The organism is Burkholderia sp. YHN3-13, from assembly GCF_055810675.1.
Genome location: NZ_JBVVNQ010000014.1, coordinates 32,292 through 57,753 on the forward strand (window position 1 = coordinate 32,292; position 25,462 = coordinate 57,753).

Sequence of the window (25,462 nt, forward strand, 5' to 3'; positions counted from 1 at the left end):
GTCTCCAGGATGAATGGATTGCTATTCGACAGCACCGCCTGCCTGCTCGACGCCAGATTCGGCGAGCCGAACGGAGGGGCCGAACAGTGCGCACACGCCGGCCTGCGATACGAACATTGCATCGCCGCTGTGCCCCGCGCCTTGAACTTCATGCAGCACATGCCGCAATGCCGGATGCCGGGCGCGCAGATAGGCGTAGTACGCGCGGCCGCGTGCGAGGCGGTGCGGGCCTTGCATCATCGCCTCGCATGAGCGGTCGAGAGCCGGGTGCGCCGGATCGTCGTCGTGCGCACCGAGCAGATAGGTGACGTCGTGATCGACATAACGACGTTCGAGCGATTGCGCGTCGAGTCCGTCCGCGTAGCGGGGAAGTCGCGACGTGCCGTATTTCCATTCATTGAATCCGGCGCATGCGGTTCGATCGATGCCCTCGCAGTGCGGACGCCACGCGTCGAAATACACATACGACGAAGGATTCGCGATGACGTAACGTACTTTCACACCGCGTGCGAGACAACATGCCGTAGCGTTGCTGAGTATCGCGTGCCGATGCGCGACCTGCGCACCTCCGGAATGTCCCGCGATCACGATCTCGCGCAGCTTCGGATAGCGGCCGCTCTGCATGCCCTGCACGTAATGTTCGACGAGCGCATCGAGCACATCGAACGAGCTGAGCGGCGCTGGACCGACTGCGTCAAGTCCGCCCATCCACGAGGTCCATTCCCAATGCAGACAGGCGTCCGCCAACCGGTGATACGCGACGTCGGCCGTCGCGAGAAATTGCGGCACGGCGAGCATCACGCTTTTCGCATCGGCCGTGGAGGCGTCGAGCGCGCGCTGCGTCGATCGAAGGTATGCGTCGGCGTCGCGCAATCGGCCGTGCAGTATCACGACGACCTGCGTCGCGGTTGCCCGTGCGGCGGTGCCGCCCGTGAACAGCGGCACGTTCGCTGCGCCGCGTGACGTCGAAACGGTCAACCGCTCGCTGGCGACGACCTTGACGGGTACTTCGTTGCGTGGACGCATCTCGTGGTTCCGGGGAAGGCACATCGCGGCGCTCATGCTGTATCACCCGGCCACAGGTCGGGCTCGCGGCGCAAGCGTCGCCCGGACGACGTGAACCCGACCAGCAACAACGAGACGATGCCGGCGAACACCAGATACCACGCCGGTACGATGCGCGAGCCGGTGACGTCGATCAATGTCGAAACGGTGAGCGGCGCGAGTCCGCCAAACAGCGTGACGGCCACGTTGTACGACAGCGCCACGCCCGTCGAACGCATGGCCGTCGGAAACAACTGCGTCAGCATGCCGGGGTGCGCGCCCGACATGACGCTGAGCACGACCGTCGCGATTATCTGCGCGCTGAAGACGCGTTCGGGCGAGGGCGCCGCGAGCACCCATGCGAAAAGCGGATAGGCAGCGCATACCCAGGCGATCGTCACCGGAAAGAACAGTCGATACGCGCCGAAGCGGTCGGCAAGCTTCCCTGCCAGCGGATAGCCGACAATGCCGATCAATCCGGAGATCGCCGTGCCGAACAGCGCGTTCTTGAGCGGTAGATGCAACTGGTGTTCGACATAGAGCGGCATATACGAGTGCCACAGATAATTGGTCGCGGCGCCGATGATGATGACGCCCATCGCGCATAGCGCCGCATCGCCGCGCTCGCGAATGAATGTCCGTAGCGACTGGCGTGGCGCATGTCCAAGGCGCTCCCGCAACTGTACGAATTCCGGCGACTCGCCGACCTTGTGGCGGATGTAGAAGCCCACGGGCCCCACCAGCGCGCCGAGCAGAAATGGCACGCGCCAACCCCACGTCACGAGCGACTGGTGCGACAGCTGCGTGGTGAGCAAGTACGAACACAGCGACGACAGAAGCAGCGCGACGGCCTGTGACGTCATCTGAAAACTGCCGAAGAACATCTTGCGCCCTGGCGGCGCGTATTCCGTCAGCATCGCGGCCGCTGTCGCGAACTCGCCGCCCACCGAGAGCCCTTGCAGAATACGGGCGAGGACGACGAGGAGCGGTGCGGCCATGCCGATGGCTGCGTAACTGGGTGTCAGGCCCATCATCAGCGTGCTCGCCGCCATCAGCAGAATCAGCAGCGACAAGGTTTTGCGCCGACCGTAGCGGTCCGCGCATGCGCCTATCACGATGCCGCCTAGCGGCCTCACCACGAAGCCGACCGCGAACGTCGCAAGCGTCAGCGTGATCGACACAAATCCGTTGCCGACAGGGAAAAACACCTGCGCGATGATCTTCGCGAAGTAGCCGTAGATGAGGAAGTCGAACCACTCGAGGCCATTGCCGATGACCGACGCGAGCACCGCGCGGCGGGTTTGCGAACGGCTGAGTGCCGTTGCGGCCGACGCGTGCACAGCCGCTTGCAAGGTGGATTGCATGTGTCTCCTTTGATGCGCTTCCAGCTTTTGAAGCAAGCGTACGTGTCGATGTCGCGAATGTAAAATACCGATGAGACACGGTTGCCATATCCAACGCATATACCAGACAAACGATGGAACTCAGACAGCTGCGCTATTTCCTCGCCGTCGCCGAAGAAGGTCAGTTCACTCGGGCCGCCGCGCGACTGCATATCCAGCAGCCGCCGTTGTCGCAGCAGATTCAGGAACTCGAACAGGAACTAGGCTTCGCGCTGTTCGTGCGGCAGCCCCGCGGCGTCGTGTTGACGGCGCCCGGCGAGATCTTCGCCGCACGCGCGCGTACGGTACTGCTCGAACTGAACAACGCCGTCGTCCATGCGCGCCGAGTGGCGCAAGGCCGGATCGGCACGGTGCGTATCGCGCTCACGAGTTCGGCGGCGTTTCACCCCCTTACGCCTACCGCTATTCGCAATTTTCGGGACATGTACCCCGAGATTTCGATCGAGATGAGCGAGGTGAATGCGGCGGAGATCATCGAAATGATGTTGAACGGCCGCGCGGATGCCGCCATTCTCCGCAAACCGGTCGAAACGCCCGCTGACCTACGCTTCGAACTCCTCGCCGAAGAACGCATGTTGCTGGTGCTGCCGGTGGGGCACAGGCTGGTCAGCAGTCGTTCCGTGTCGCTCAAACAGCTCGCGAACGAATCGTTCATCTTCGTGCGTCGGCCGGGTGCGCCCGGCATGTACGCGGACTTCATTCGCGCTTGTCAGGCGAAGGGATTCGAGCCGCACGTCGCGGAAGAGGTGCCGCGCATGGTGACGGCAATCAATCTCGTGGCGGCGGGCGGCGGCGTATCGCTCGTTCCGGCGTCGATGCAACGTTACCATCAGGAAAGCGTGCGCTACTGCCGTGTGGCCGGCGATCATGCGTTTCGCGCGCCGTTGCATCTCGTTACCCGGCATGATTTGCAAAACCCCGCCGCGTCGCATTTCCGTGAAGCGTTGCTGATGTTTGTCCAGCGTCACCCGCATCGCGAATAAGCCTGAGAACGGCAAGCACCTGACGGATGGCGCGGTCTGCCGAGTTCCATTGTGCAATGTCGACAAATTCCCGGACGCTCGGGCTGCCTTCTCGGACGCTCCGTCGCATCGCGTGATCGTGGGGAGCGATCGGTTACAGGTGATGGTCTGTGGCCCGGCGGGGCAAAACGGGTTGCCGGCGGTACAGGATGCGGGTCGCTCCGATGGCAAAGCCGACCGCAGGGTTTGCCGATTTCCCGCTTTTCGTGCATGTATGGCCCCGCCGCCTTTTGCAAGCCTCTTGTTTGGGATGTCGAAACGGTCTACATGCCTCTATCCGGCTCGCCTGATGCGAACGCATGGCCGGAACGCCAATCGTGACGTACTGGCTGTCGCGACACGACCGCGTTCATACGGTCGGACAACGGCATCGAATCCGTCGTTGCCGGCGCCACGACAGGTTTCTGCCGTGAAGGCGACGTGGTCGCGTGTCATCGTATTCACGAATTGCCTGGCCATCCCGTCAATTTGTGTGCCACGCTGCCTGCAGGCACATTGGCTTTGGCGCGGTGGCACGCCGCGAGCTGTGCCAATAGCGTCGAAACGAGTCCGAACGCAACGCGTCGCATTTTGCCGCTCTCCGGCGACGTCGATATGTCGAATAGGGCGTCGGCGCGACATTGCTGCATCAATTTGGTGCGCCCATCAGGGGTATATCCATATTTAACGAAACGTTTGCGTGGCACCGTTTCGAAATATTCGGTAATTGCACCGCTATTCGAGCGTCGATACAGCACGGGATACTGCGTGGATTTCCAATGACATCGGATGAATATGTCCGTCGCGAACGTTTGCCTCGATATCGAAGCGAATACAAATCGTACTTCGCACCACCCATTCGTGTTCAGCAATTTCCGATCAGGGCTCACACGATTACATCGATTGCCGTCTGCATTACACCCGGGACCCGTGCACGCGACATCGATTTGAACGTGATGCCGAGGTGCACGAATAATCGAGGCAACTGCCCGAATTTGCGGTGGTCCGCACACCCATGCGGTCGCCGAAACATCTCCCCTCATCCAGCCCTGATCCACCGGCTCACGGGCGTCATGCACCGGGCGGCCCGAATTTCGTCGCAATTATCCTGAGCCCGGTAAGTTTCCCGTTATCCCGATCGATATCCGCTGTCGATGACTAGCGTCAATTTTCTATCGAATTTTGAGAATTAATTCACATTCCATCCGGCTATTGCCAATAAACAGGGTCGCATCACGGGCTTGATTGATTCCGACAACAACACGGCGGAAACGGACATTGATAAATCGGCTAACAATCCCAGCCGCATATGATGCGGCGCAGAAATCAAGAAATGTAAGAAATTGTTAAAGGGCCGCAAGATGCAAACAGTATCGAATCATTCGTCGGCGGGGTTAAGCGTGAATCGTGGCAGAGGCTCCGGAACCGGGCATCAACGGGTAAGCGTAATCGTACTGTTGCTCGAGGGTTTTTCGATTATGCAGATGGGCAAGCTGGCGGCAGTGTTCGAACTCGCCAATCAGCTAGGTCGGGCCGAGGGCGCATTCGCCGACCACTACGAATTGCGGCTTTATTCGATCCATGGCGGCCCGGTTCGTTCGTCGTCCGGTGTCGGAATCTGGACGGACGCCACCCGCATGCTCGATGCAAGCACGGTTCACGCGATGTTCGTCCTGAGCGGAGAGGGTGGGATCGATGCTCTCGACGAGCAATTGATCGCGTGGCTCAGGCACGCGCATCAGCGCGCGCGCGTGGTCAGGGGCAGCGGTGGCGGCCGGAAGCTGTTGACGCAGATTCACCTGGCGCAAAAGGAGGCCGAGAAGGTGTTGCCGTCGGCGGACGACGACGGCGCTTCGCACCTCGGACGCGACGACATCGAATGTGCGGGTGACGAAGACGACGGGCCGTTCTCGGACGCGTTGTCGATCGTGCGCGTGGACATGGGTTACGAAATCGCGCAGGAAATCGTGGCGTGCATGGTATCCGGTGCGAACCGCAAGCTGACCGACGTGCTGTTCGGCGCTCGTGTCGCGCGCGCCAGCACCTTGATCCGACGCGCGGCCCATCACCTGCGCGTCAACAGCGAGAATCGGATCTCCATCGCGGACGAGGCGCAGGCCGCCGCGATGAGCGAGCGCAATTTCCTCCGGCGATTCAAGAACGAGATCGGTGTGACGCCAACCGAGTTCGTGTTGAGAATCCGCCTTGAAAAGGCCTGTCGCATGCTGATCGAAACGGACCTTCCGGCCGATAAGGTCGCGAGACGAACCGGCCTTGGCAGCGGCGACCGGATGGCCAAGCTGTTTCGCCAGCACTTGCAGACTTCACCAACCGAGTATCGGGCCGCTGCTCGAAAAGGCGGCGAAGCCTCGGCGGAAATGCTGTATGCGTCGGATCTGAGCAGCTGGATGAACAACGCGACATCGTAGTCGCGAGCGTGCCTTTCGTCACTCGAAACCGATACGTCAATTCATCGTGCCGGGCGTAATGAGTTTCCGGATGAACGGTATTTCAATCGAATGACAGGGCGCTCGATTCGTACTGCAAAATTCGTATATCGGTGGATCGACGCGCAACGACGGCGGATTCGGCCACAATCGTGGCGCCGTCCGACACCCGCCGCCCGAACCGCGTATCCGCTCGATTAGGTTATCGACTGGCCTTTCGAGGAGGCGGCACCCCGGTACTCCTCGGAATTTTGCCTGCCGTGTGTTCGTGAGCGCACCGTGCAGGCCTTTTTATTCCTCGAACCAGCATTCGCGCGGACATTGACCGCCGATGCTCGCTCGTCTGTTCCGCGTGGCACCCGGCGATGAAATCGCCGTCTGGCATGGCGAATGTCACCGGCAACATGAATCCTGCATTGGCGGGAGGCGGCGTAGTGCCGTAGCGGTCGTGATTCGAGAATCACTGAAAAGACGTGCGTCATTTCGCACGGAATGTTATCGGGACAATCGTGAGGGCGATCGGATAAATCCGGCATGGATTCACCCTTGATTCCATCAGCCATCAACAAGGCGAATTCGGACGCAAGCGATAAATGCGCAAGTCGCGATGAATATGATGCACTGCGGAAACACGGAAGTGACGACATTCCGACGGGCACACGGATGGGCACGCTGACCGGCGAGCGCACCGCAGCGTGCCGCGGCATAGCGGAATGACCGCCTCGCGGCGCCATGAGTTCTGACGTGAAGTGCCGGTGCGGAACGCGGATGGATGCTGGACTGAAAATTAGGAGTTCATATCAATGAATTCGTTGATCAATCGAGCGACCGATATCGGGCTGATCGTGCTGGGCGCGTTCATTCCCGCGTTGATCGGTGCCACCGGCGGCGCGCGCGGGACGCTGTTCGACGGCGCGCTCGTCGCGTTTGCCGCCGCGCTGGCCTTGTCGGTATTTCCCGCCTGTGGCATCTACGACGCGGCGCGCACGCGTTCGGCACTGCACGTGCTCGGTCGAACCGTGCTCGCGTGGATCGTCGTGCAGGGCGTGAGCACCGCGCTGCTGTACATGCTGCATCGCGCGCACGTGCTGTCGAGCGAGTGGTTCGTGTACTGGACGCTCGCCAGCGGGATCGGCCTGATCGCGTTCCGTGCGCTGACGCTCGCGCTCTTCGGAATGATCGAGCGTGCCGGCGATCGGATGCGTGCGGCGGCCATCGCGCACGCCGACCTGCGCGGCCAGCGCGAGATCGGCCACCGCGCGGTGGGGCGCGTGAAGCGCATGGTCAAGCGCGGCTTCGACCTGGTGTGCGCGTCGTTGCTGCTCCTGATGCTGGCGCCGGTATTGCTGGGCATCGCGTGGATCGTGCGGCGCGACGGCGGCCCGGCGATCTTCGGGCACGAGCGCGTCGGCCGCGACGGCCGGCGCTTCAAGTGCTTGAAATTCCGCTCGATGGTGACGAACGCCGATGCGGTGCTCAAGGCGCTGCTCGAGCGCGATGCCGACGCCCGCGCGGAATGGGATCGCGAATTCAAGCTGAAGAACGATGTCCGCATCACGCCGATCGGACGCCTGCTCCGCAAGACGAGTCTCGACGAACTGCCGCAGCTGCTGAACGTGCTGAAGGGCGACATGAGCCTCGTCGGGCCGCGCCCGATCGTCGAGGCGGAACTCGAACGCTACGGCACCGACGTGCGCTACTACCTGATGGCGAAACCGGGGATGACCGGACTCTGGCAGGTCAGCGGCCGCAACGACACCGACTATTCGACGCGCGTGTCGCTTGACGTGTCCTACGTGCGCGAATGGTCGCTGCGGCGCGACATCGGCATCCTGTTGCGGACGATCAACGTGGTGGTGCGCGGATCGGGCGCGTATTAGCCGCTGCCGCGCGCACGTCGCGAAGGATGGGCGGCGGCGCGTCACTGTGGCAGGCGCGGCGGGGTTCGGCAGTGAGCAGTGGCGGCAAGCATGTCCGGTCTCGACAGGGGTGCTGTACTCGCGTTCGACACGACGCGGGGCGACCGGTGAAATTTCAAATTAAAAGAGTGCGAGGGTGTAATGCAGAGGTTGCGTCAAATGGAGTCGGCGCGCGCGATCGCGCCGCGCCGGCCAATGCGTGTCGGTTCGCTCGTGATGATCCCGCCGCTGTGTGCGTTGCTGGGCGCGTGCGGCATCGCGCCGGGCATGCGCATGCAGCAGCCGACGTCGATTCCGCTGCAAAGCGTGGCCGCGCAGGCGGAGAGCACCGTGCTGCCGGTGTCGATCACGAACATCGATCTGTCGCTGATCCGGCGCATGCGCGACACCGAACGCAGTACGCGCGGCGAAGCGCGCGATGTCGTCGGGTCGCCGGATGCCTACACGATCGGGCGCGGCGACGTGCTGCAGATCGTCGTCTGGGATCACCCCGAACTCGCGGCGGCGCTCGGCGCGCCGGCGCAAGCCGCGCCGCGCCCGGCCGATGCGCCGCCGGGCTTTGTCGTCGACCAGGACGGCACGCTGCAGTTCCCGTTCGCGGGGCGCCTGCCGGTGGCCGGACTGACGGCCGAGCAGGTTCAGACGCAGCTCACGCGGCGTCTCGACAAGACGTTCAGGAATCCGCAAGTCACGGTGCGCATCGCATCGTTCCGCGCGAAGCAGGTGTATATCGAGGGTGAGGTGCATACGCCGGGCTCGCAACCCGTCAACGACATCCCGATGACGCTGTACGACGCGATCGGGCGGGCCGGCGGCTTCGCGGCGTCGGCCGACCAGAGCCGCGTCGTGCTCGTGCGCGACGGCGTCGAACGCCGGCTCGACCTGACCGAGATGGCCGAGCAGGGGCGCAACCCGTCGACGATCGTGCTGCGCAACGGCGATCTCGTGCGCGTGCTGCCGCGCGACGAGAGCGGCGTGTTCGTGATGGGCGAGGTCAACAAGCCCGTGACGGCGTTGCCGATGCGCAATGGCCGGCTGACGCTGAGCGAGGCGATCTCGCAGGCCGGCAGCTTGAACGCAAACACGGCCGATGCGGCGCAGGTCTACGTGGTGCGCGGGATGCAGGACGAGCAGCCGCAGGTCTATCACCTCGACGCGCGCTCGCCGGTCGCGATGGTGCTGGCGAATCAGTTCCAGCTGAAGCCGCAGGATGTCGTGTACGTCGACGGCAACGGGCTGGTGCGCTTCAGCCGTGTGCTCAGTCTGTTGCTGCCGGCCATCAACGCCGGCCTGACCGCGGCGATTGCGACCAAGTGATGGAATCGATCCTGATCGTCTGCGAGGGCAACATCTGCCGCAGCCCGATGGCCGAAGCGATGCTGCGTGACGCGATGCCCGGGCGCCGCATCGCGTCCGCCGGCCTGAACGCGCTGGTCGGCATGCCGGCCGCGCCGTATGCGCAGGACGTCATGCGGATGCGCGGCTTCGACGTGTCGACGCATCGCGCGCAGCAGATCGGCCGCTCGCTGTGTACCGACGCCGACCTGATCCTCGTGATGGACCGTCGCCAGCGGACGTCACTCGAGAACCAGTTCCCGTTCGTGCGGGGACGCGTGTTCCGTCTCGGCGAGTACACGGATTTCGACGTGCACGACCCTTACCGCCAGCCCCGATTCGTGTTCGAACGCTGCGCGCGACTGATCGAGCTCGGCGTGTCCGAGTGGTCGAAGCGCCTGCGTATCGTCTGACGCGGCCGCAGGTCGATGCCCCAATGAAACCCCATATGCCTCCCGTCGCTGCCATGACCCAACCCTCCGCCCCGCCGCAGCCCACCGCCGAAGACGGCAGCGAGACCGACTTTGTCGCGGTGCTCGACATCCTGCTGGAAAGCCGTTGGCTGATCGCGATCATCACGTGCGTGCTGCTTGCCGCGGGCCTCGCGTATGCGATGCTCGGCAAGCCCGTGTTCGAAGCCAACATCATGGTCCAGGTCGAGGACAGCCCGGACACGTCGGCCGCCAAGTCGTTGCTCGGCGATGTCTCCGCGCTGTTCGACGTGAAGTCCTCGGCCGCCGCCGAGCAGCAGATCCTCGCGTCGCGCCTCGTCGTCGAACGCGCGGTCGACAAGCTCAACCTGTTCATCGACGCCGAGCCGAAGCGCTTTCCGCTGATCGGCGACTGGATCGCGCGCCATGCCGACGGCCTGTCCGACCCCGGCCTGGCCGGTTTCGGCGGCTACGCATGGGGCCGCGAGCATATCGACGTGCCGCGCTTCGACGTGCCGCGCAAGAACGAAGGCGATGCGTTCTCGCTGACGAACCTCGGCGGCAAGCGCTACCGGCTCGAAGGCGGCGATTTCGATGCGCCGGTCGAGGGCACGGTCGGCACGCTCGAGCATTTCAGCTCGCCGCGCGGGCCGGTCACGCTGCTGGTCGCGTCGATCGCCGCGAAGCCGGGCGCCGCGTTCGTGCTGGTGCGCAACTCGCGGCTGAAGACGATCGAGGACATCCGCGACCGCCTCAACGTGCAGGAGCGCGTGAAGCAATCGGACGTCGTCGTCGCCAGCCTGCAGGACACCGACCCGAAATGGGTCAGCGACACGATGAACGAGATCGGCCGCCAGTACGTGCGGCAGAACATCGAGCGGAAGTCGGCGGAGGCCGCGCAGTCGCTCGAGTTTCTCAGCGGGCAACTGCCGCAGCTCAAGCAGCAGCTGACCGATTCCGAGGCGCGCCTGACGAAGCTGCGCAACGAGCACGGCACGGTCGACCTCACCGAGGAGGCGAAGCTCGCGCTGGCGCAGACCGCCGACGCGAAGACGCGCCTGCTCGAGTTGCAACAGAAGCGTCAGGAGCTGATGTCGCGCTTCACCGAGCGGCATCCGAGCGTCGCGGTGATCGACGAGCAGATCGCCGCGCTGAACGGTTATCGGAATACGGCCGAACAACAGATCCGGCGCCTGCCGGACCTGCAGCAGGATACCGTGCGGCTGATGCTCGACGTGAGGGTCAACACCGACCTCTACACCGCGTTGCTGAACAACATGCAGCAGCTGCAACTCGTGCAGGCCGGCAAGACGGGCAACGTGCGCCTCGTCGACACGGCGGCGGTACCGGAAGTGGCGGTGCGGCCGAAGAAGGCGCTCGTCGCGCTCGCATCGCTGCTGCTCGGGCTGCTCGCCGGCTGCGGCACCGCGATCACGCGCTCGATGCTGTTCCATGGCATCTCCGATCACAACGAGATCGAGCGCCGTCTCGGCCTCGCGGTGTACGCGACGGTGCCGATCAGCGACCATCAGCGCGACCTGGCCGAGGAGGCCGCGCGCAAGCGCGGCCACAAGTCGATCCTGTCGATCGACTTCCCGAACGAACCGGCCGTCGAGTGCCTGCGCAGCCTGCGCACCGCGCTGCAGTTCGCGATGCTCGAGGCGAAGAACAACATCGTGCTGATCGCGGGCCCCACGCCGGGCGTCGGCAAGACCTTCCTGTCGGCGAACCTCGCGGTCGTGATGGCGAGCGCCGGCAAGCGCGTGCTGCTGATCGACGGCGACATCCGCAAGGGCCGGCTGCATGACTATCTCGGTTTTCCGCGCGGGCGCGGCTTCACGGAGCTGATCGCCGGCAGCGCGCGCGTGGAGGACGTGATTCACCGCGAAGTGGTCGACGGTCTCGACTTCATCTCGACCGGGACGATGCCGAAGAACCCCGCGGAGCTGCTGCTGAACCGCAATCTTGCGGCGCTGATGGACGACCTGTCGTCACGCTACGACATCGTCGTGATCGACTCGGCGCCGGTGCTCGCCGTGCCTGATACCGGCATTCTCGGCGCGGTCGCCGGCACCGCGCTGCTCGTCACGATGGCGGGCAAGACGAAGCTCGGCGAGATCGGCGAATCCGTGAAGCGCTTCGCGCAGAACGGGGTCCGCCTGAGCGGCGTCATCTTCAACGGCGTCAACCCGCGGCTTGGGCAGTACGGATACGGGTCGAAGTACGGCGGGTACCGCTACGTCGCGTATGAATACGGGGCGCAGGATGCGTGACGCGCTCACCGCCGCCGGCGGCCCGGCCCGCGTATCCGGCCGCGCATCGCGCACGGAGGCGAGATGATCAATCCACGGGATTCGATCGTGTCGCTTGCCGGCGTCGTGTTCGGCCAGATCGCGCTGTTCGCCTGCATCTTCGTGATCGGACGGCGCTTCGGGCCCGACTCGCTCGGCCATTTCAACTATCTGCTCGCGCTCGCGACCTTCGTCGGCACGCTGCTCGCGTTCCGCTACGAACTCGCGTGCGTCGACGACAGGCCGGGCGAGTCGTTCAACGCGTTCGTCAACGTGACGGCGCTGAGCCTGGTCGTGACCGCGGCGGTCGGCGTCGTGATTGCCGTCGCCGGGCGCCGGGATCTCTCTCTCGTCGCCGTCTATGCGCTGGCCACGTTCGTGCAACTGGCCGCCGGTTCCTATTTGAACAGCCTCAGGCGTTATGGCTGGATCGCGCTGTCGCGCGTGGTGGTCAACAGCATGTTCCTCGCGGGCCTCGTGCTGTCGCTCGCCTGCCCAGCGTGCGGAAGGGTCGACGTGTTCGCGCTGTACACGTGGGCGACCGCGGCGGTGTCGATCGTGATGGCCGCGGCCATTCTGCTTTCCGGCTATCGCGCCGGGTACGCGTTCAGGCTGTCGCGCGCGTTCTTCGTCAGGAACCGCCGTTTCGCGCTGTACATCCTGCCGTCGACGCTGTGCGCGTCGGTGCTGACCTACGCACTGTCGATCGCGATTCCGCACTGGTTCGACGCGCAGAGCGCCGGCTACTTCGCGGCTGCGTACCGGCTCGGCTTCTTTCCGGTGTCGCTGATCGCGCAGAGCGTCGGCGGCGTGTTCCGCCGTGACGCGATCGGTGCGATGGCGCGTCCGGATGCGGGCACGACCGTGCCGCGCGTGTACCGGACCTACGCCCGCGCGCTCGCGGTGCTCGCGGTCGTGTACATGGCCGGCGGGCTGCTGCTGTTCGCGCCGCTCGTGAACCGGTTCTTCGGCCCGAGCTGGCACGGCTCGGTCGGGTTCTATCACAGCCTGATGCCGCTGTTCGCGCTGCAGCTGATCTACGTGCCGCTGTCGCAGATCTTCCTCGCGACGCGCGCGCAGCGCGTCGATTTCCTGTTTCAGCTGACCTGCGGCGTGTGCCTGTCCGGTGCGCTGGGCATCGCGCGGCTGATGAACCTATCGGCCCCGGCGAGCGTGCAGGTTTTTTCGCTGACCGGCGCGGCGCTGATGGCAGCCGGCATCGCGCTCACGTACCGGGTCCTCGACACGAACCTGTCCCGATTCCGCGCGCTGGCGTGAGATCGCCGCAACGACGAATGAGCACACCATGATCCTGATCGTCATCGATTCCCTCGAGCGCTACTACTTCGCGACCCGGCTCGTGAGCGCGGTGCGGCACGAATACGAGTTCGCGTTCCTGACGAGCGAGCCGGTCGCGCATCTCGGCCTGCTGCTGAACGGCTATCGCTCGGTGTACTTGAACCGGCTGATGTCGATCGACGTGCCCGACGGGCACGCGGCCGACCGCACGCCGTACCCGCTGTCGATCGAGGTACTGAACGGGCAGATGACCGAGGCGCGCGCGAAGCGCGAGTCGGCGGCGATCTTCCATATCGCATCGGAGGTGCTGCGCGGCCTGCGGATCGAGCAGTGCGTGATGTGGAACGGACAGCAACTGGTGTGCCGCGCGGTGCGGCAGGCGTGCACGGTGTACGGTGTCGCGACCCGCTTCATCGAGATCTCGAACCTGCCGGGCAAGCTGTTCGTCGATTCGCTGGGCGTCAATGCGCTGTCGACGATCAGCCGCCACCCCGAGAGCATCGATCGGTTGCCGCTGCCCGACGAGCACATGCATGCGCGCTGGCTGTCGGCCTACGAGCGCTACAAGCAGATGCCGCTGCCGCAGGCGCGAACGTCGTTCGCGCGCAAGGCCATGTCGGCGACCAACTACGTGATGAAGGTGGTCAGCCGCGGCGTCGGCCGCCGGCGCCTGACGAGCGTGCGGGCGCGCAACGGGATGCCGGCGCCGCGCCAGGCCACGTACATGTCGGCGGACGCGCTGGCGACGAGCCGCTATGTGTTCCTGCCGCTGCAGGTATCCGGCGACACGCAAATCAAGCTGCATTCGGACGTCGACAATCTCGAGGCGATCCGCCGTGCGTTCGCGTTCGCGGCGAACGAGAGCGCCGACCTGTTCGTGAAGCTGCATCCGGCCGAAACCGATGCGGCCGAGATCGAAGCGATCGTGCGCCTGCAGGAGACGTATCGCTTCGAAATCGTCACGTCGCCGACGACGGACCTGCTGCGGCACGCGTATGCGGTCGTCACGATCAATTCGACGGTCGGGCTCGAGGCGATGCTGTACGGCAAGCGCGTGGTGTCGCTCGGCCGCTGTTTCTACAAGGAGTTCGATCGCGAGCGGCTGCTGAAGTACATCCATTCGTTCCTGGTCGACGGCATCGACTACTTCGGCGCCGCGCGCATTCCCGCCGATGCGGCCCGGCGCGTGTTCGAGAGGCGGCACTGACATGGGCGTCACGTTGCGACAGACCGCCGAGGCGATCGCCGAAGACTGCCGCCGCAATGCGTTCGTGAAGACGCGCAGCGTGGTGATCTTCTACCGCGTCGTGCACTACCTCGCGTGCCGGAGCCGGTTCACGCTGCTGGCCGGCGCGCCGCTGATCCTGCTCTACATCGTGCTGTGCGACTGGCTGATGGGCATCGAGATTCCGGTGAAGACGAAGATCGGCAAGGGGCTCGCGCTCTATCACGGCACCGGTCTCGTGATCAACGGCTACGCGGTGATCGGCGACTACTGCACGCTGCGGCACGGCGTGACGATCGGCAACACGATCCGGAAGGACGGCACGCTCGGCGGCGTGCCGACGATCGGCGATCACGTGGAGTTCGGCGTGCACAGCGTCGTGCTCGGCGCGGTGCGGGTCGGCGACGGCGTGCGGATCGGCGCGGGCGCGGTGGTGTTGCGTGACGTGCCCGACCGTTGCGTGGCCGTCGGCGTCCCCGCGCGCATTCTCGACAACGAACAGGAACCGACATGAAAGTGTTCATTCTGCATCCCGGCAAGGCGAACTATCCCGAGATAGCCGCTTACCGCAGCCGCCTGGGGAAGCACGGGTTCGAGGTATTCGACGGCGATATCGACGCATACGCGCGCTTTCCCGATCGGGACGTCTGCATCCTGTGGTGCATCATGGGTTTCTATCGCACGCTGCCGCCCGCGCGGTTCGTGATTCACGATTACCGGTCGCTGTCGGTCGGCCGGCTCGCGGCCGTCAAGGATGGCGTGAAACGCGTGCTGAACGTGCGGCCCGATCTGCGGATCTTCCAGAACGAGCAGATGCGCGACGCGATGGCGTTTCGAGATGGCGTGCGCGCGTTGCTGCTGCCGATGGGCGTGCCGGACTGGATCTTCGCGCCGGCCGATGCGGGGAGCGACCGTATCGCGCCGGGCGGCGCCGGTGTCGCGCCGATGCCGTCCGCCAGGTTCTGCTATATCGGCGAAATGAGCCGCGAACGCGGTTTTCAGAAGGTGCTGGCCGCCTATCGCGACGCGCGTCGCGACGAGTCGGACACGCTCGTGCTGGTCGGCCAGCCGGAGCCCGAGATCCACGCGGCGTTCGTCGATACGCCGGGTATCCGTTTCGTCGGCCGCGTGCCGCAACCGGACGCGCTGCGCATCGTCCGCGACAGCGAATACGCGGTGTGCTTCTTTCCGTATCACCGGCCGCATTGCTTCCAGACGCCGACGAAGCTGCTCGAGTACGCGTCGCTCGGCAAGAAGATCATCTGCAACGACGCGCCGTCGAACGTGCGCACCGCGCACGAACTCGGCATCCAGTGCCACGTCACCGGTGCGGCGATCTTCGACGAACTGTTTCCACTGTCGCGGGTCCGGGCGACCCGGCCCGACCCGGCGGCAATGCAGTCGCTCGAATGGGGCCGCGTGATCGAGCGCTCGGGCGTGCTCGCGTTTATCGATGCGGTCGCGGGGCGCCGTCCGGGTGCCTGACGACGTCATTCGCCGTCAGCGCGGCGGCTCATCCCTCATGGAACGGATTCCGATGAAGATCGTCCACATGGTCGAATCCAGCGCCACGGGCACGTTGTCGATGGTGTGCCTGATCGCGAATCGCCTGGCATGCGAAGGCCACGACGTGCATGTCGTCTACTCGGTGCGGCCCGATACGCCGCCCGGTCTTGCCGCGATGTTCGACAAGCGGGTGTCGCTGCGCCACGTCCAGATGAAAGGCGCGGGCCTGCTGCGGACCGCGGGACGGCTGCGCGCGACGCTCAACGAGATCGGCCCGGACGTCGTACACCTGCACTCGTCGTTCGCCGGCTTTCTCGGGCGGTTGTCGACGCTGTTCGCGCTGCCGAAAGCGGCGTTCTTCTACAGCCCGCACTGCATCTCGTTCATGCGCCGCGACATCTCCGGCGTGAGGCGGCTGGCATTCGTCGGTCTCGAATGGGTCGCATGCGTGCGCAAATGCCTGTACGTCGCATGCTCGGAAAGCGAGGGCCGGGCGATCCGCGCATGGCTGCGCCAGCCGGTGGTGGTGGTCGAGAATGCGGTAATCGACCGGCCGTCGTCGGTACCGGCGGGCGACGACGGCCGGCCGGCCGGCGGCCCCCTGCGCGTGGTGACGGTCGGCGGCATTCGCGCGCAAAAGAATCCGGCGCTGTTCGCGCAGATCGCGCACGGCCTGCGTGCGCGCGGCGTGCGCTTCGTCTGGATCGGCGACGGCGACGATGCATCGAAGGTGCGCCTGGCCGAGGCGGGCGTCGAGGTGACCGGATGGTTGCCGCACGACGAGGTCGCGCGGCGGCTTGCCGGCACGGACGTATACCTGTCGACGTCGTCGTGGGAGGGCATGCCGGTGTCGGTCATCGAGGCGATGCTGGCCGGGCGGCCCGTCGTCGTGTCCGGGTGCGCCGGCAATGTGGATGTCGTGCGCCATCTGCAGACCGGTGTGATCTACGCGTCGGCCGCCGACGCGGTCGCGTGGCTGGAGCGTCTCGCCGGCGACGGCGCGCTGCGCCGGGAGCTGGCACGGCGGGCGAGCGGCGAGGCGCGGCACCGCTTCGCCGAGGCGCGCTTGTTGGGCGAGCTCGTGCCGCTCTATGCTGCACGGGCGACCCGCTAACGACAGCAACCCCCATTTCGTGGAGAACCGTATGAATGTAACCCTCACCCCGGATGTCACCGTCGGCAACGACTTGCCGTTTGTCCTGTTCGGCGGCCTCAACGTGCTCGAAAGCCTGGACTTCACGCTCGACGTCTGCGGGACGTTCGTCGAGGTCACGCGCCGTCTCGGCATTCCGCTGGTGTTCAAGGCGTCCTTCGACAAGGCCAACCGCTCGTCGATCCACTCGTATCGCGGCGTCGGATTCGACGAGGGGCTGCGGATCTTCGACGCGGTCAAGCGCCGGTTCGGCGTGCCCGTGATCACCGACGTGCATGAAACCTGGCAGGCCGGGCCGGTGTCGCAGGTCGTCGACGTGCTGCAGGTGCCGGCGTTCCTCGCGCGCCAGACCGACCTGGTGGTCGCGATCGCGCGGACCGGCAACGCGGTCAACATCAAGAAGCCGCAGTTCATGAGTCCGACGCAGGTCGAGCATATCGTGTCGAAGTGCCGCGAAGCCGGCAACGACCGCGTGATCCTGTGCGAGCGCGGCTCGTCGTTCGGTTATGACAATCTCGTCGTCGACATGCTCGGCTTCCGCCAGATGCGCGACACGACGAGCGACTGCCCGGTGATCTTCGACGTCACGCACAGCCTGCAGATGCGCGATCCGGGCGGTGCTGCGTCGGGTGGCCGGCGGCGCCAGGTGCTCGACCTCGCGCGCGCCGGGATGGCGGTCGGGCTGGCCGGGCTGTTCCTCGAAGCGCATCCCGACCCCGACCGCGCGCGCTGCGACGGCCCGAGCGCGCTGCCGCTCGCGCTGCTCGACGCGTTCCTGCAGCAGGTGAAGGCGGTGGACGACCTGGTCAAGCGGCTCCCGCCGCTCGATGTCCGGTGAGCGGCGCGACGTATCGCGGGCCCGTGCGCCTGGTGCTGTTCGACGTCGATGGCGTGCTGACCGACGGCTTGCTGCACGTCACGCACGAAGGCGAGTGCATGAAGAGCTTTCACGCGCACGACGGGGTCGCGGTCGCGCTGCTGCGCGCGCACGGCATCCGCACCGGCATCCTGTCGGGCAAGCACAGCGGCGCGTTGACGTGGCGCGCGGCGCAACTCGGCGTCGACGTGCTCGTGAGCGGCTGCGACGACAAGGGCGCCGGTTATGCGGACATCAAGGCGCGGCAACGGGTCGACGATCATGAAGTCGCGTATGTCGGCGACGACGTGAACGATCTCCCGGTCATCGAACGCGTCGGCGTGTCGTATGCGCCGGCCGATGCGCATCGGCTCGTCCGCACCCGCGTCGACCATGTCGCGGGCGCGGCCGGCGGCCGCGGCGTTGCGCGCGAGGTGGCCGAGCATCTGCTGATGGAGGCCGGGCTGTCGCTCGACGACGCATACCGGCCGTTGCTCGAACAATGGAGCGGTCATGACGTCGTTCAATAACAGGCGGACGGTGCGCGTCGTGATTCCGGCGCGGTACGGTTCGGCGCGGCTGCCGGGCAAGCCGCTCGTCGATCTGGCGGGCGAACCGATGATCGTCCGCGTGCATGCGCGCGTGCGCCGCGCGCTGCCCCATACCGACATCGTCGTCGCGATCGACGACGCACGCATCGCCGAGGTACTCGACGCGCGCGGCATCCGGTTCGCGATGACCGATACCGGTCACGCGTCCGGCACCGACCGCGCGGCGGAACTCGCGCGGGCGTTTGGCTGGCCCGACACCGATGCGGTGCTCAACGTGCAGGGCGACGAACCGCTCGTGCCGACGGCGCTGCTGAGGGCATTCGCCGGATTTTGCGGCGCGGCGCCGGATCTCGGTGTCGCGACGGTCGCCTGCCCGGTCGGGCAAGGCGCGCTGCTCGACGAGCCGGCGATCGTCAAGCTCGTCGTGGATCGCCACGGCCGCGCGCTGTACTTCTCGCGCGCGGCGATCCCGTTCTGCCGCGACGGGCGGCCGGCGGCGGACGGTGCGAGCGGGACCGGGTTTCTGCGCCACATCGGCCTCTACGGCTACGCGAATGCGACGCTGCAGGCGCTGGCGAGCGCGGCACCGTGCGAACTCGAACAGCTGGAGAAGCTCGAGCAGTTGCGCGCGCTGTGGCTCGGCATGCCGATCGACGTGATGCGCTGGCCCGATGCGCCGCCCCCCGGCATCGATACGCCCGACGACGTCGCCCGTGTCGTCTCCCTTCTCAAACGACAAACCCATGATGCGACAGAACCATATTGAATCCGCCCGGCAGGTCTTCGAGATCGAGTCGCGGGCATTGGCCGGCGTGGCCGCGCGGCTCGATGCGAATTTCGAGCAAGCGGTCGAGATCGTCCTCGCGTCGAGCGGCCGCGTCGTCGTATGCGGGATGGGCAAGTCCGGCATTGTCGGCAGGAAGATTGCCGCGACGCTGTCCAGCACGGGTACGCCGGCTTTCTTCATGCATCCGGGCGAGGCCTATCATGGCGACCTCGGCATGGTGACGCCGGACGACGCGTTTCTCGCGATTTCGAATTCCGGCGAAACGGACGAGGTGATCAAGCTGATTCCGTTCCTGCGCGGCAACGGCAACGACCTGATCGCGCTGACCGGCAACCCGGCGTCGACGCTCGCGAGCGCCGCGCGGGTTCATCTGGACATCGGCGTCGAACGCGAGGCGTGCCCGTTGCAGCTCGCGCCGACCGCGTCGACGACGGCAACGATCGCGATGGGCGATGCGCTGGCGGTCACGCTGATGCGGGCGCGCGGCTTCCAGCCGGAACACTTCGCGCGCTTCCATCCGGGCGGCTCGCTCGGCCGCCGGCTGCTGTCGACGGTCGACGACGAAATGGCGCGCGGCAACCTGCCGTTCGTGACGGAGGCGACGTCGACGCTCGACGTGCTCGACGCGATGACGCGCGGCCGGCTCGGGCTCGCGATCGTGAGGCGCGACACCGGCTGGGGCATCGTGACCGATGGCGACATCCGTCGCGCGATCGAGCGGCATGGGGACGGCGTGCTGCGGCGCACGGCCGCCGACATGATGTCGATCGAGCCGTCGACGGTACGGCCCGGGACGCGGGTCGAGGATGCGTTGCTGCTGATGCAGCAGCAGCGCATCGGCGCGTTGCTGGTGGTCGACGGCGGCGACGTCGTCGGCGTGTTCAAGAAATAGCGAACGGGCCGCGCCCGCCGCGTGGGGCGGCGCGCGGGAGACGTGCCGGCACACCGGCGTGCGCTATTGCAGGCTTTGCGTCAGCGCGGCGGATGCCGCGTTCTGACGAAACCGGCGCACGCGCAGGAACGTGACGAAATTCGAGTCGTGCTGGCTCGCGGCGCCGCCTTCCGGGTCGTCGAACGCGACGCGCAGCACCGCGACGAGATCGTTGCCGTCGAATTGCCAGTCGACGTACTGGAAGCCGTGCCGTTTCGGATCGGCGTGCTGCAACACGACGCGCCGCGCGGTCCACTGCCGGAGATCGGGCGACGACAGCAGCACCAGCGTGTTGCGGACGCGTTCGAGGTTCATCCGCCCAGCGCTCTTCGGCACCGCATTCGTGATCGTCCAGTACTGCTTCGACTGCGGATCGAAGCGGATCGTGAACTTCTTCCCGGCGCCGGGCAGGTCGATGAAATCGCGTGCCGGGTCGAACGACAACGTGCGGCCGTCGTTGCCCGTCGCCACCAGCGCGGCCTTCTCCGGGCCGTTCGCGGTGTTCACGCGCAGCACGACGGCGGGCGCGGCGCCTTGCCGGCCGACCACGTTGCCTTCTTCCCATGACTGGAACCTGCCGTCGAGCCAGCGCTTGTCCGACGGCAGGTGCGCGGACGCGCGCCAGTTGCGGGCATCGAGCAGGTCGCGATCGACGGGCGCGGACAGGACCAGCGCACGCAGGTCGCCGTCCTCGACGCTTTCATACGCGCGCCACACGCGTCCACGATCGACGAGGACCGGCACCGGCCCGGTAATGTAGTGCCCCGCATACGGCAGCAGCCCGGTGGACGCGTCGACCGGCGTGGTCCACGTTTCGCCGCCGTCTTCGGAGCGGCGAATCGTCGGCGTGCCCATCGAGCGGTTGGTCCCCATCAGGTACAGCGCACCGTTCAGCACGAACAGCGACGACCAGTACTGGTCCGGCACGTCGCCGAGCTTCGACCAGGTCGCGCCCTTGTCGTGCGACGTGAACACGGACACCCGGTTCTGCGCCGACGCGGCGCCGAATGTATCGAAGCTCGCGACATAGTCGCCGTTCGGCAGCACGGCCAGCGACGGCGAGCCGAGATAGACGCGCGTGGCGGCCGGGCTGTGCGCGATCACCTCGCCGGGCGGCGCGGGCACGGTTTGCGCGCGAACCGCCGTCACCATGCAGCCCAGGCATAGCGCCGCGATCGTCGACCGTTTCAGCGCGCGGAACGTCGAGGCAGGTCGAAGCGAGTTCATGTCAGGTGCGCGAGCGGCTTGCCGCCGGATGCGTTCGGGATGGGACGGGCAACCGCGCGCCGGTAGGGCGCGTCCTGGTCGGCCAGCACGACGAACAGCAGGATGGTGAGCCAGAGCATGCCATAGAGCACGTGATACTTGAACAGCAGGATCGGCAGCAAATAAAGCAGATACTTGCGCCGGCCATTGCGGCGGAACAGCATGACAAGCGCACCGCCGAACACGACGGAACCGGCGATGCCCGCGGCGAACACGAGGTAGACGTAGAACGAACTGTCCCGCACCTGGTAGCCGCGCAGGTGCGTTTTCCCGACGTTGTTGCGCTCGTCCCAGAACAGGCCGCCGCCGAACACGCCCGCGACGACGTCGCGCTCGGTCAGCTCGGTCAGCACGAGCGTCCGGCTGCCGACCGCATCGTAATCGACCGACTGGTTCACCCGCTGATCGTACACGCTGTAGAGCCAGGGCACGCACGCGAGCGCGACGACGACGACGGCGATCCGCGTCCGCAGCCGCCCGCGCCCGGTGAGCACGTGCAGCCCGCACAGCGCCGCGCAGACGACCATCGACGCGACCGAGAAGCTGAGCAGCGCGGTGGCGAACCCGATGACGGGCGCGAGCGTGATGCGCCGCTTCGACAGCAGCAGGATCACCGCGCTCGGGACGACCGTCATCGCATAGAACGACGGTTCGGAATACAGGCCCAGCGCACGGATCGAAATCAGGCTGTCGGACAGCGCCTTGGTCGCATAGAGCGCTTCGGAGTCCGCTTCGCGCACGTAACTGTCGAAATCGATGAAGGTGCCGGTTCCGAGGTAGAAGACGAGCTGGAACGTGAAGAACGCGGCATGCACGTAGATCAGCGTCTTGCACGCGGTGTCGAGCGATGCCCGTGTGAGTACGCCGCCGGCGAACATCCAGTAGCTCAACGCGATGTACGTCTGGATCAGCACGAACTTGATGAAGAAGTTCACGTAGAAATCGCCGAACGCGGACAGGATGAAGGCGAGGCAGGTGCTGATCAGCCAGTACGTGCACACCGGAAACAGGTGGCGCTGCCGGTTCATCAGTGTCGGCGCGCGCAGAAAGGCGAGCGCGCACAGCAGCACATATGCGGCGAAGGTGGCCCGCACGCTGAACGCGTTGAGCGAGAAGAACAGTACGCTGGCTGAAAAGAGCAAGGTCGACATGCGTGTGCCCGATCGGAGGCTCCGGATCCGCTGCGTGCCGGCCGTGCCGGCGCCGCGCGGCGAGAGGTCGTGCGGCGCGTGGCAAGGTGCCCGCGGGGAGGGCGGGCATCGTGTCGCGCCGCGTCGCACGCGGAATGTGCGTTCGTCGTCCGGGACGAAGCGCTTCCGGCGACCGAGGATAGACGACTGGACAGTCGGGCGAGCCGGGCCGTCCGATCCGGGCGGCATTCTGTCCGTTTCGGGCGGGGTCGGCGGAGCGCGCGATGTGCCGGAGGCCGGCGAGGGCGTTCGCAGCGTACGGTCCAGGCGCGGCCGTCACGGCTGAAACGCGAATCGCCCGCACAAGAACGGCGAATACAGTTCGATCGCCTCCTGAATCGGCACGTGGCGCCCGTACGCGGTGGCCGACACGGCCAGCAGCGAGCCGACGACGAGCACGCGATAGCGTGCGTCGACACGCGGCGTGCCGTGTCGCCACACGAATGCCAGCGCGACCGCCGAGCCGACGAGCCAGCCGGCGACGACTTCCGATGGCGTGTGCGCGTCGTCGAACACGCGCGCGACGCCGATCAGCGCGCCGAGCGCGAGCCCGAGCCCTAGCGGCAGCGCTCGCGACGCGCTCGCCCGCGGTTGCATGCCACCGCTCAGTGCCAGCACGCACACCATCGGCCAGACTGCGGACGCGAGCATCGTATGCCCGCTGATCACACGAAAATGTATCGGGCGGATCTGGATACCGCAGCCGGCGTACAGCATTTTGGTCGCGCCGACGAGCGCCATGCCGGCCGCGAGCATCAGCGCCCACGACGCCGCGCGATGCCGTCCGGCCGTCGAGCGCACGAGCCACGCGATGCATACGACGGCCAGCGGCAGCGTCAGCGCCGCGTCGCCGAGATCGCTGACGGCGGCCCACATGATCGGATTCGTGATGGCCGCGCCGTCAGGCGGCCAGCAGCGCAGACATGCGGGTGGCCAGATAGCTTTCGAAATCCGCGGCCACTTCGGGGTGCCGCAGCGCGAACTCGACCGTCGCCTTCAGATACCCGAGCTTGCTGCCGCAATCGAAACGCGTGCCGTCGTAGCGATGGGCAAGCACCTGCTCGTCGGACAGCAGCGACTGGATCGCGTCCGTCAACTGCAACTCGCCGCCGGCACCGGGCCGTAGCGCGCGCAGATGCTCGAACACCTTCGGCTTCAGCACGTAACGGCCGACCACGCCGAAATTCGACGGCGCCTGCGCCGGCTCCGGCTTCTCGACGATGCGGGACAGCTTGAACAGGTTGTCCTCCCAGCGCTTGCCTTCGATCACGCCGTACGACTTCGATGCGTCGGGCGCGATTTCCTCCACGCCGATCACCGACGCGTGATAGTGATCGAACACGTCGATCATCTGGCGCAGCACCGGCGTCGGGCCGTCGAGCAGGTCGTCCGCGAGGATCACGGCGAACGGCTGGTCGCCGACCAGTTTCTCCGCGCACAGCACGGCATGGCCGAGCCCCAGCGCTTCGGCCTGGCGCACGTAGAAACAGTCGACGTGGCTCGGCTTGATGCCGCGAACCAGCGACAGCAGCTTTTCCTTGCCGCGCGCTTCGAGCTCGGCCTCGATCTCATAGGATTTGTCGAAGTGGTCTTCGATCGCGCGCTTGCTGCGGCCGGTCACGAAAATCATTTCGGTGATGCCCGCGTCGATCGCTTCCTCGACCGCATATTGAATCAGCGGCTTGTCTACGACGGGCAACATTTCTTTCGGGCTGGCTTTGGTCGCCGGCAGAAATCGCGTGCCGAGACCGGCAACCGGAAATACGGCTTTCGTCACTTTCAACATGATTTTCGAATTCCATCCGTTCAGGATCAGGCATCAACAATGCCGAGGGTAACCGGCGATGCGTGCATGCAATCGTCGCGCGCCGGTGCCATATCGTTCGCGCAGCCGGACTCGCGCGTCGTTCGACCATCGTATGAGTGTTCGCGTTTCGAGTGGAGACCGAATCTAGGCTGAATCCGACAGCGATGAACGGCGAATCGCGAATTGAGATTGCCGAATTCGAATATGTCTGATGCCATCTAGGAATTGTCGGCATGACGTCGATCGCATGACATAGATTCAGGCATCCATTACTGGACGGCCGGTCTCGGCGCCGCGCGTGCGGCATGCGACGATCGCCGTCGGCTCAGGAGCAGTCATGACCGAACGGGGCGATATCTTCGATGCAATTGCGGAATTCAACCGCGCGTATCTCGTGCTCGCGCAGCGCATATTGCGGATCGACTACGAACAGGGCAAGCGGCAATTGGGTATCTCGGATGAAATCGCCGCATCGATCGACGCGTTGACGCTGGATCAGATCGATGAACTCGCGGCCGGCGGCGAACTGGTTTGTGAATTTCGCGCCGAAAACGCGCCGGGCCGCGCTTGATCCGTTTTCAGGCTTTATCGGATGGATGTTCCGGTCGCGCCGTTTCACGAGATCGCATCGTCGCGGCCGTTCGTTTTTTTCACCAACAGAATGTGGAGAAGTTGCATGCCCGGTTATCGCGAATTGAAGGCGCAAGCCGATGAACTGCTGAAGCAGGTCGAGGAAGCCCGGCTCGCCGAACTGGAGGCCGTCATACAGGAGATTCGCACTCGGGTCGCCGAATATGGCCTGACCGCCGGACAGATATTCGGGCGCCGCGGCGGCGCGTCGAAAGCGGCGCCGCGAAAGCGCGCGTCGGCGCCGCGCTATCGCGACCCGAAGACCGGCGCGACGTGGAGCGGGCGCGGGCGCGAGCCGGCCTGGATCAAAGGCGGCCGTCGCGACCGGTTCCTGATCGAGCGCAGTGCCGGTTGAGCGTGAAGACTTTCGACTTTCACTTCGCGGCGGTG

Annotated in this window: 24 protein-coding genes; 18 read left to right on the plus strand and 6 right to left on the minus strand. The window is 65.7% G+C overall.

Annotated elements, in window-relative coordinates:
* Positions 1 to 21: 21 nt before the first annotated feature.
* Complete coding sequence (locus tag AC0KUR_RS26640; protein ID WP_473376606.1) at positions 22 to 1,062, minus strand: hypothetical protein; 1,041 nt, start codon at positions 1,060 to 1,062, stop codon at positions 22 to 24.
* Positions 1,059 to 2,408 (minus strand): MFS transporter, encoded by a 1,350-nt coding sequence (locus AC0KUR_RS26645; RefSeq protein WP_034190902.1) that lies wholly within the window; start codon positions 2,406 to 2,408, stop codon positions 1,059 to 1,061. The genes AC0KUR_RS26640 and AC0KUR_RS26645 overlap by 4 nt, the downstream gene beginning before the upstream one ends.
* A 113-nt stretch (positions 2,409 to 2,521) precedes the next feature.
* Between AC0KUR_RS26645 and AC0KUR_RS26650 the strand changes: the two genes are divergently transcribed.
* From AC0KUR_RS26650 to AC0KUR_RS26725, 16 genes are all read left to right on the plus strand, one after another.
* On the plus strand, positions 2,522 to 3,430 hold the full coding sequence (locus tag AC0KUR_RS26650) for a LysR family transcriptional regulator (RefSeq protein ID WP_034190903.1): 909 nt from the start codon (positions 2,522 to 2,524) through the stop codon (positions 3,428 to 3,430).
* A gap of 1,502 nt (positions 3,431 to 4,932) precedes the next feature.
* Positions 4,933 to 5,877 carry a GlxA family transcriptional regulator gene (locus AC0KUR_RS26655; RefSeq protein ID WP_226104035.1) on the plus strand — a complete coding sequence of 315 codons (945 nt, stop codon included), beginning with the start codon at positions 4,933 to 4,935 and terminating at the stop codon, positions 5,875 to 5,877.
* A 552-nt stretch (positions 5,878 to 6,429) separates the two neighbouring features.
* Positions 6,430 to 6,612 (plus strand): hypothetical protein, encoded by a 183-nt coding sequence (locus AC0KUR_RS26660; protein WP_473376607.1) that lies wholly within the window; start codon positions 6,430 to 6,432, stop codon positions 6,610 to 6,612.
* A gap of 86 nt (positions 6,613 to 6,698) precedes the next feature.
* Positions 6,699 to 7,775: a sugar transferase gene (locus tag AC0KUR_RS26665; protein WP_049035390.1), complete on the plus strand. Its 1,077-nt coding sequence runs from the start codon at positions 6,699 to 6,701 to the stop codon at positions 7,773 to 7,775.
* A 180-nt stretch (positions 7,776 to 7,955) separates the two neighbouring features.
* The gene (locus AC0KUR_RS26670; protein ID WP_049035391.1) at positions 7,956 to 9,131 is read left to right on the plus strand and encodes a polysaccharide biosynthesis/export family protein; all 1,176 of its coding nucleotides are present in this window, start codon (positions 7,956 to 7,958) and stop codon (positions 9,129 to 9,131) included.
* Positions 9,128 to 9,562 (plus strand): low molecular weight protein-tyrosine-phosphatase, encoded by a 435-nt coding sequence (locus tag AC0KUR_RS26675; protein WP_034190906.1) that lies wholly within the window; start codon positions 9,128 to 9,130, stop codon positions 9,560 to 9,562. Before AC0KUR_RS26670 ends, AC0KUR_RS26675 begins: the two co-directional genes overlap by 4 nt.
* Positions 9,563 to 9,615: 53 nt before the next feature.
* On the plus strand, positions 9,616 to 11,853 hold the full coding sequence (locus tag AC0KUR_RS26680; RefSeq protein WP_034190907.1) for a polysaccharide biosynthesis tyrosine autokinase: 2,238 nt from the start codon (positions 9,616 to 9,618) through the stop codon (positions 11,851 to 11,853).
* 63 nt (positions 11,854 to 11,916) lie between these two features.
* On the plus strand, positions 11,917 to 13,149 hold the full coding sequence (locus AC0KUR_RS26685) for a lipopolysaccharide biosynthesis protein (RefSeq protein ID WP_473376608.1): 1,233 nt from the start codon (positions 11,917 to 11,919) through the stop codon (positions 13,147 to 13,149).
* A 28-nt stretch (positions 13,150 to 13,177) separates the two neighbouring features.
* On the plus strand, positions 13,178 to 14,377 hold the full coding sequence (locus AC0KUR_RS26690) for a capsular polysaccharide export protein, LipB/KpsS family (RefSeq protein WP_301742828.1): 1,200 nt from the start codon (positions 13,178 to 13,180) through the stop codon (positions 14,375 to 14,377).
* Between the two features lies 1 nt (position 14,378).
* On the plus strand, positions 14,379 to 14,909 hold the full coding sequence (locus AC0KUR_RS26695; protein WP_034190910.1) for a serine O-acetyltransferase: 531 nt from the start codon (positions 14,379 to 14,381) through the stop codon (positions 14,907 to 14,909).
* Entirely contained in the window at positions 14,906 to 15,880 is a 975-nt protein-coding gene (locus AC0KUR_RS26700; RefSeq protein WP_124609276.1) for a glycosyltransferase, read from the plus strand. The genes AC0KUR_RS26695 and AC0KUR_RS26700 overlap by 4 nt, the downstream gene beginning before the upstream one ends.
* 52 nt (positions 15,881 to 15,932) lie before the next feature.
* On the plus strand, positions 15,933 to 17,015 hold the full coding sequence (locus AC0KUR_RS26705; RefSeq protein ID WP_473376609.1) for a glycosyltransferase: 1,083 nt from the start codon (positions 15,933 to 15,935) through the stop codon (positions 17,013 to 17,015).
* A 31-nt stretch (positions 17,016 to 17,046) separates the two neighbouring features.
* Positions 17,047 to 17,892 carry a 3-deoxy-8-phosphooctulonate synthase gene (gene kdsA, locus AC0KUR_RS26710; RefSeq protein ID WP_473376610.1) on the plus strand — a complete coding sequence of 282 codons (846 nt, stop codon included), beginning with the start codon at positions 17,047 to 17,049 and terminating at the stop codon, positions 17,890 to 17,892.
* Positions 17,889 to 18,440, plus strand: a complete 552-nt coding sequence (locus AC0KUR_RS26715) for a KdsC family phosphatase (protein ID WP_124609279.1) — start codon at positions 17,889 to 17,891, stop codon at positions 18,438 to 18,440. The genes kdsA and AC0KUR_RS26715 overlap by 4 nt, the downstream gene beginning before the upstream one ends.
* Positions 18,424 to 19,227 carry a 3-deoxy-manno-octulosonate cytidylyltransferase gene (kdsB, locus tag AC0KUR_RS26720; RefSeq protein WP_473376611.1) on the plus strand — a complete coding sequence of 268 codons (804 nt, stop codon included), beginning with the start codon at positions 18,424 to 18,426 and terminating at the stop codon, positions 19,225 to 19,227. The genes AC0KUR_RS26715 and kdsB overlap by 17 nt, the downstream gene beginning before the upstream one ends.
* Positions 19,205 to 20,140 (plus strand): KpsF/GutQ family sugar-phosphate isomerase, encoded by a 936-nt coding sequence (locus AC0KUR_RS26725; protein WP_034190915.1) that lies wholly within the window; start codon positions 19,205 to 19,207, stop codon positions 20,138 to 20,140. The genes kdsB and AC0KUR_RS26725 overlap by 23 nt, the downstream gene beginning before the upstream one ends.
* A 63-nt stretch (positions 20,141 to 20,203) precedes the next feature.
* On the opposite strand, the gene AC0KUR_RS26730 is transcribed toward AC0KUR_RS26725, so the two are convergent.
* The 4 genes from AC0KUR_RS26730 to galU all read right to left on the minus strand — a co-directional run bounded on the left by AC0KUR_RS26730 (position 20,204) and on the right by galU (position 24,421).
* Positions 20,204 to 21,331 (minus strand): sialidase family protein, encoded by a 1,128-nt coding sequence (locus AC0KUR_RS26730; RefSeq protein WP_473376646.1) that lies wholly within the window; start codon positions 21,329 to 21,331, stop codon positions 20,204 to 20,206.
* 71 nt (positions 21,332 to 21,402) lie between these two features.
* Positions 21,403 to 22,596 (minus strand): hypothetical protein, encoded by a 1,194-nt coding sequence (locus tag AC0KUR_RS26735; RefSeq protein ID WP_473376612.1) that lies wholly within the window; start codon positions 22,594 to 22,596, stop codon positions 21,403 to 21,405.
* A 315-nt stretch (positions 22,597 to 22,911) separates the two neighbouring features.
* The gene (locus AC0KUR_RS26740) at positions 22,912 to 23,511 is read right to left on the minus strand and encodes a phosphatase PAP2 family protein (RefSeq protein ID WP_124670540.1); all 600 of its coding nucleotides are present in this window, start codon (positions 23,509 to 23,511) and stop codon (positions 22,912 to 22,914) included.
* Between the two features lie 25 nt (positions 23,512 to 23,536).
* Entirely contained in the window at positions 23,537 to 24,421 is an 885-nt protein-coding gene (gene galU, locus AC0KUR_RS26745; RefSeq protein ID WP_034190918.1) for a UTP--glucose-1-phosphate uridylyltransferase GalU, read from the minus strand.
* 319 nt (positions 24,422 to 24,740) lie between these two features.
* Here galU and AC0KUR_RS26750 point away from each other — a divergent pair, with 319 nt between their 5' ends.
* Both AC0KUR_RS26750 and AC0KUR_RS26755 read left to right on the plus strand, forming a co-directional pair.
* Positions 24,741 to 25,013 (plus strand): flagellar transcriptional regulator FlhD, encoded by a 273-nt coding sequence (locus tag AC0KUR_RS26750; RefSeq protein WP_226104033.1) that lies wholly within the window; start codon positions 24,741 to 24,743, stop codon positions 25,011 to 25,013.
* A 105-nt stretch (positions 25,014 to 25,118) separates the two neighbouring features.
* Entirely contained in the window at positions 25,119 to 25,427 is a 309-nt protein-coding gene (locus tag AC0KUR_RS26755) for an H-NS histone family protein (RefSeq protein ID WP_175027328.1), read from the plus strand.
* The last annotated feature ends 35 nt before the right edge of the window (positions 25,428 to 25,462 follow it).